The 6,088-nt window shown below is 70.7% G+C and carries 6 protein-coding genes; 3 read left to right on the plus strand and 3 right to left on the minus strand.

Annotation, left to right across the window (positions count from 1 at the left end; all coding sequences use genetic code 11):
- Positions 1 to 37: 37 nt before the first annotated feature.
- Positions 38 to 1,000 (minus strand): cation diffusion facilitator family transporter, encoded by a 963-nt coding sequence (locus tag AC1DY2_RS13550; RefSeq protein ID WP_476762911.1) that lies wholly within the window; start codon positions 998 to 1,000, stop codon positions 38 to 40.
- A 23-nt stretch (positions 1,001 to 1,023) separates the two neighbouring features.
- Between AC1DY2_RS13550 and proC the strand changes: the two genes are divergently transcribed.
- The 3 genes from proC to AC1DY2_RS13565 all read left to right on the plus strand — a co-directional run bounded on the left by proC (position 1,024) and on the right by AC1DY2_RS13565 (position 4,781).
- On the plus strand, positions 1,024 to 1,875 hold the full coding sequence (proC, locus tag AC1DY2_RS13555; RefSeq protein ID WP_476762912.1) for a pyrroline-5-carboxylate reductase: 852 nt from the start codon (positions 1,024 to 1,026) through the stop codon (positions 1,873 to 1,875).
- The gene (locus tag AC1DY2_RS13560; RefSeq protein WP_476762913.1) at positions 1,872 to 3,173 is read left to right on the plus strand and encodes a beta-N-acetylhexosaminidase; all 1,302 of its coding nucleotides are present in this window, start codon (positions 1,872 to 1,874) and stop codon (positions 3,171 to 3,173) included. Before proC ends, AC1DY2_RS13560 begins: the two co-directional genes overlap by 4 nt.
- 147 nt (positions 3,174 to 3,320) lie before the next feature.
- Positions 3,321 to 4,781, plus strand: coding sequence for an APC family permease (locus AC1DY2_RS13565; RefSeq protein WP_476762914.1), 1,461 nt, complete (start codon positions 3,321 to 3,323; stop codon positions 4,779 to 4,781).
- A gap of 10 nt (positions 4,782 to 4,791) precedes the next feature.
- Here the strand turns inward: AC1DY2_RS13565 and AC1DY2_RS13570 are convergent, their stop codons facing one another.
- Complete coding sequence (locus AC1DY2_RS13570; protein ID WP_476762915.1) at positions 4,792 to 5,496, minus strand: response regulator; 705 nt, start codon at positions 5,494 to 5,496, stop codon at positions 4,792 to 4,794.
- Positions 5,493 to 6,088, minus strand: a 596-nt coding sequence (locus tag AC1DY2_RS13575; protein WP_476762916.1) for a sensor histidine kinase, incomplete at its 5' end; no start/stop codon positions are given. The genes AC1DY2_RS13570 and AC1DY2_RS13575, both read right to left, overlap by 4 nt.

The raw sequence follows: 6,088 nt of genomic DNA on the forward strand, positions 1-6,088 counted from the left end.
GATGCCGCGTGGCGCGCGGCATCCGTCGCGGCATCCGTCACTCGAGGCCCTTGATGACGATGGCGTCGGTGGGCGGTGCCGCGAGGTTCGGGTCGACGTAGATGTCGGGCTCGATGTAGATGATCCGCGCCGCGGGCACCGCCTCGCGGACCCGCCGTTCGATGATGTTGGTCGCGGTCGACACCTCGAGGAGTGACTGGTCGCCGTGGAAGCCGACCTTCGCGGCGACGAGCAACTCATCGGGTCCGACGTAGAGGGTCTTCATGTGGATGATGCGCTCGGCCTCGGGGCCCGCGAGGATGGCCCGCTCGATTTTCTGGAGGTCGTCGTCGTTCGCGCCCTCGCCGACGAGCAGGCTCTTCGTCTCCATGCCGAGCACGATGGCGACGACGATGAGCAGCGCGCCGATGAACAGGGTGCCGATGGAATCGAAGACCGGGTTGCCCGTGAGCCACGTGAGCCCGACGCCGATGAACGCGAAGACCAGGCCGATGAGCGCGGCGACGTCCTCGAGCAGCACCACGGGCAGCTCGGGCGCCTTCGCGCGGCGCACGAACTGCACCCACGTCTGCTTGCCGCGCACGTGGTTGGATTCCTTCACGGCCGTGCGCAGCGAGATGGACTCGAGGATGATCGCGATCGTGAGCACCAGCATCGGCAGCCAGGGCACCTCGAGCGGCTCGGGGTGGTTCAGCTTCTCGATGCCCTCGTAGATCGAGAACACGCCGCCGACCGAGAACAGGATGATCGAGACGACGAAGGCGTACACGTAGCGCTCGCGGCCGTAGCCGAACGGATGCTCCTTGTCGGCCTGCTTCTTCGCCTGGCGGCCCCCGAAGATGAGCAGCAGCTGGTTGCCCGAGTCGGCGAGGGAGTGCACGCCCTCGGCCAGCATCGCCGACGACCCCGAGAAGAACCACGCGATGAACTTCGTGATCGCGATGCCGAGGTTGGCGAGAAATGCCGCGATGATGGCCCTGGTGCCGCCCGATGCGCTCATGGCGTCAATCCTAGGATGGTCGCATGAGCGCCGAAGCCCCCGTGCACCTGCCCGCGATCGCCTTCCTCGGGGCCGGGTCGATGGCCAGGGCGATCCTGTCGGGGCTGCTGCAGCCGGGCATCGAGGTCGACGGCGGCATCCGCGCGACGAACCGCTCGGCGGAGCGCGCGGCTGAACTCGAGGGACTGCCGGGCGTCACGTCGTACGCCACCGAGACGGATGCCGCGGCGAACGGCTCCGCGGTCGCGGGCGCCAAGGTCGTCGTCGTCGCGGTGAAGCCCGCGATGGTGCCCGACCTGCTGCGCGAGATCGCGGATGCGCTCGAACCCGACGCGATCGTCGTGTCGGTGGCCGCCGGCGTCACCGTGGCGACGTTCGAGTCGCTGCTGCCGCCGTCGGTGGCGGTGATCCGCTCGATGCCCAACACGCCGGCCGTCGTGGGCCGCGCCGTCACGGGCGTGTCGGCCGGCACCCGGTCGAGCGACGACGACCTCGCGCTCGCCGTGCGGCTCTTCGAGACCGTGGGCGACGTGATCGTCGTGCCCGAGGAGCAGATCGACGCGCTCTCCACCATCTCGGGGTCCGGGCCCGCCTACGTCTTCTACCTGATCGAGCAGCTCACCGCGACGGCGATCGCCAAGGGGTTCACGCCCGAGCAGGCGGCGCGGATGGTGCAGGGCACGTTCCGCGGGGCGTCCGAGCTGCTCGCGGCATCCGACGTCGGGCCCGCCGAGCTCCGTCGCCGCGTGACGAGCCCGAAGGGCACCACCGAGCGCGCGGTCGCGGTGCTCGAGGCGGCACGGCTCTCCGAGGTCTTCGACCGGGCGACGGATGCCGCGCTGGAGCGGGCCCGCGAGCTCGCCGGCGGCACGTGAGCGCCATCGACCGCGCGCCGCTCCGGCTCGACGGCGAGCCTCGGTTCGCCTGGCGCGGCGTCATGCTCGACGTCGCCCGCCGGTTCCGGCCGATACCCGACCTGCTGCGCTTCGTCGACCTCATCGCCGCGCACGGCCTGAACGTGCTGCAGCTGCATCTCACCGACGACCAGGGCTGGCGGTTCGAGGTGCGGCGATACCCCCGGCTCACCGAGGTCGGCGGGCGGCGCAGCGAGTCGCAGCTGGGCCACGGGCCGTCGGCGACGGGCGACGGCGTGCCGCACGAGGGCTGGTACACCCAGCACGAGCTGCGTGAGCTCGTGCGATATGCCGACGCCCGCGGCATCCGGATCGTGCCCGAGATCGATGTGCCCGGGCACGTCTGCGCGGTGCTCGCGGCCTATCCCGAGTACGGCGTCGGCGACGTCGAGGCCGTACGGGCGCGGGTGCCCGAGCCGTGGACCCGCTTCGGGATCTCGGACGAGGTGCTGAACGTCGAGGAGGAGGCGGTGCGGTTCGTCTGCGACGTCTTCGACGAGGTGTGCGAGGTGTTCGACTCGGAGGTCGTCGGCATCGGCGGCGACGAGGCGCAGAAGCGCCGGTGGCACGAAGACGCCCGCACCCGGGAGCTCATGGCCGAGCGCGGGCTCGCCCACGAGGAGGAGCTGCAGGCGTGGTTCCTCGGCCGCATCGCGTCGCACCTCGCGGAGCGCGGACGGCGGGTGATCGGCTGGGACGAGATGCTCGAGGGGCGCCGGCCCGCCGCCGATGCCGTGGTCGCCTCGTGGCGCGGACCGGTCGGTGCCGGCCTCGCCGCTCGGCTCGGCCACGATGTCGTGCTCTGCCCCGACCTGTGGACGTACCTCGACTACCGGCAGTCGGATGACCCCGAGGAGCCGATCCCCGTCGGCACCGTGCTCTCCCTCCGAGACGTCGCCTCGTTCGACCCGGTACCCGCCGATGCCCCCGCTGCGCTGCGCGACCGGGTCGTCGGCGTGCAGGCGAACGTCTGGACCGAGCATCTCGACAGCCGGGAGCGGCTGGACTACGCCGTGTTCCCGCGCCTCGGCGCCTTCGCGGAGGTCGCGTGGAACGGCGGTCCGCTGGACTGGGCGGAGTTCGGCTCGCGATTGCCCGGGTACCTGGCCTGGCTCGAAGCGCAAGGCGTCGACTTCCGTCCCCTGGGCGGTCCGCGTCCCGACCAGCAGCGGCCGGGGGTGCCCGGGGTTCCGCGCCGGCGCGCCGATCGGATCGCCCAGCTGGCGCGCCTCACGGCGGACCTCGCGGATCCCGCCTGACCTTCGGAATCCGCTTCGGAAACGGCGCGGGGCGACGTATCCGACTGCGTGGGCCGGGTCGATCAACGAAATCCGCATGTGTATTCGTCGTCGTTGTGCTAGCGTCCCCCTGTCCTTCCCCCCTCACGGACACACAGGAGCGATGCGATGACGCAGCCCGACCTCGAGACCGAGACCTCCCACATCCGGGCGGTCGAGTACGAGCAGCACCAGTTGAAGGCCGACGGCGTGAGCCCGGCCGGCTCGATCGTGATGGCCGTGGCCGGCAGTGCCCCGGCCTACTCGATCGCGGCCACCACCGCGACCCTCGTCGGCGTCGCCGGCCTGGGCGCGCCCGGCGCCCTCCTCTGGTGCGGGCTCCCGATGCTCGGCATCGCCTGGGCGTTCCTCTACCTCGGCCGGGTCGACGTGCACGCGGGCGCCTCCTACTCGTGGGTCGCTCGCGGCCTGCACCCGATCCTCGGCTTCCTCTCGGGCTGGGCGCTCGTGATCTCGGCGACCATCTTCATGGTGGCCGGCGCACTGCCGGCCGGCGCCATGACCGTCTCGCTCTTCGACCCCTCGCAGGCCGACAACGTCCCGCTCATCACGGCGGTCGGCGCACTGTGGTTCCTCGTCATGGCCGCCTGCGTGATCTTCGGCGTGACCGTCACGGCCCGCGCGCAGTGGATCATGTCGGTCGTCGAGGTCGGCATCCTCGTGGTGTTCGCCGCCGTGGCGATCTTCCGGGCCTCCACGAGCGAGCACGCCGGCCCGAACTTCTCGTGGGACTGGCTGGGCTTCACGCACCTGTCGGGAGCGGGCGTCTTCGTGGCATCCGCCCTCATCGCCGCCTTCTACTACTGGGGCTGGGATGTCGCGGCCAACCTCAACGAGGAGACGAAGGACGGCCACAAGTCGGCCGGCTCCGCAGGCATCATCGGCGTCATCATCGTCTTCCTGCTCTTCGAGGTCTTCACCATCGCGACGCTCGTCATGCTGCCCACCGAGACGATCGAGGACAACAGCGCGAACATCCTCTCGGTGCTCGGCGACGTCGTCTGGCCGGGCATCGGCGGCAAGATCCTCATCGTCGCGGTCGCGCTCTCGACGATCGCCACGCTCGAGACGACGCTCATCCAGGTCACGCGCACGCTCTTCGCGATGGGCCGGGACCGCACCATCCCGTTCGCCTTCGGCCGGATCAACCGTCGGTGGAAGACGCCGGTGTTCGCCACCCTCGTCGTGGTCGGCGTCTCGGTGGTGCTTTTCGTCGGCTCGAACTTCCTCGGCAGCGTCGGCGACATCCTGTCGAATGCGATCAGCTCGATCGGCCTGCAGATCGCGTTCTACTACGCGCTGGCCGGGCTCGCCGTGGTGGTCGGCTTCCGCAAGGTGATCTTCAAGTCGGTGAAGAACTTCCTCCTCATCGGCCTGTGGCCGGCGATCGGGGCCGTCTTCATGGTCTTCATCTTCTTCAGCTCGATCCCGAACAACGACCCCATCGTGAACATCCTCGGCGTCGGGCTCATCGTGGTCGGGCTCGTGCCGCTCGTGCTCTTCTACCGGAAGGCGCGCGCGTACTACACGCGCCGGCCCCTCGACGTGCCCGAGGACTTCCAGGCGTAGGGCTCGAACGCTACGGCTCGAAGCGGTAGCCGAGCCCCGGCTCGTTGAGGAAGTGCCGGGGCTCCGACGGCACCTCCTCGAGCTTGCGCCGCAACTGCGCGACGTACAGGCGCAGGTAGCCGGCGTCGTTCGCGTGGTACGGCCCCCACACCTCCGACAGGAGCATCTGCCGGGTCAGCAGCTTGCCGGGATTCCGGAGGAACAGCTCGAGCAGGCGCCACTCGGTTGGGGTCAGGCGCACGGATGCCGCGGCGCCCGCCTCGGCGCCGGGCGAGCCGGACGGGCGCCCCACCGTCTTCGCCGCGAGGTCGACGACGAGATCGCCGATCGCGAAGGCCGCCGCATCCGGCTCCTCGCCCGCGGTCGCCCGCGCGCGTGCCCGGATGCGGGCGAGCAGCTCGTCCATCGCGAACGGCTTCGTGACGTAGTCGTCGGCGCCCGCGTCGAGGGCCTCGACCTTCTCGGCAGAATCGGTGCGGCCCGACAGCACCAGGATCGGCACCTTCGACCACGCCCGCACGGCGCGGATGACGTCGACGCCCTCGACCTTCGGCATGCCGAGATCGAGGACGATGAGGTCGGGGTGCGCGTTCGCCGCGAGGTCGATGGCCTGAGCGCCGTCGTGCGCGGCGATCACCTCGTAGCCGCGGGCGCCGAGGGTGATGCGCAGGGCGCGCTGCAGTTGGTCGTCGTCATCGGCGAGGAGGATCCTCATCGCGCCTCCTCGGCGGTCGCAGCGGGCAGTGTGACGACCATGGTGAGGCCACCGCCCGGGGTGTCGTCCGCCTCCAGTGTGCCGTCCATGCCCTCGATGAAGCCCTTCGACAGCGCCAGGCCGAGCCCGAGGCCGGTGTCGTTGTCGGTGTCGCCGAGGCGCTGGAACGGCACGAACACCTCGTCGCGCCGCTCGAGCGGGATGCCCGTGCCGCGATCGACCACGCGCAACTCCACGTGATCGCGGAAGGCGCTCGCGGCGAGCCGCACGCGCTCGCCCGGCGGACTGTGGCGCACCGCGTTCGCGAGGAGGTTGACGACCACGCGTTGCAGCAGCACCGCGTCGGCCAGCACGGGCGGCAGGTCGTCGGCGAAGTCGAGCTCGACGTCGCCCGGACCGACGCCGAGTTCGTCGACCGCGGGGAACACGACGTCGGCCAGGTCGGTCGGCGCGAGCTRCACGGCGAGGGCACCCGCCTGCAGGCGGCTCACGTCGAGGAGGTTCGTGACGAGGCCGGCGAGCGAATCGAGGCTCTCGGCTGCGGTGTCGAGCAACTCCTCGCGCTGCTCGGCGCGGAGGCCGAGGTCGGGTG

The organism is Agromyces sp. P1_H4, from assembly GCF_056405255.1.

Bases quoted from the DNA above. Each gene is read 5' to 3' on its own strand.
- AC1DY2_RS13565 (WP_476762914.1), top strand. From the start codon at position 3,321: ATGACGCAGCCCGACCTCGAGACCGAGACCTCCCACATCCGGGCGGTC.
- AC1DY2_RS13550 (WP_476762911.1), bottom strand. From the start codon at position 1,000: ATGAGCGCATCGGGCGGCACCAGGGCCATCATCGCGGCATTTCTCGCC.
- proC (WP_476762912.1), top strand. From the start codon at position 1,024: ATGAGCGCCGAAGCCCCCGTGCACCTGCCCGCGATCGCCTTCCTCGGG.
- AC1DY2_RS13570 (WP_476762915.1), bottom strand. From the start codon at position 5,496: ATGAGGATCCTCCTCGCCGATGACGACGACCAACTGCAGCGCGCCCTG.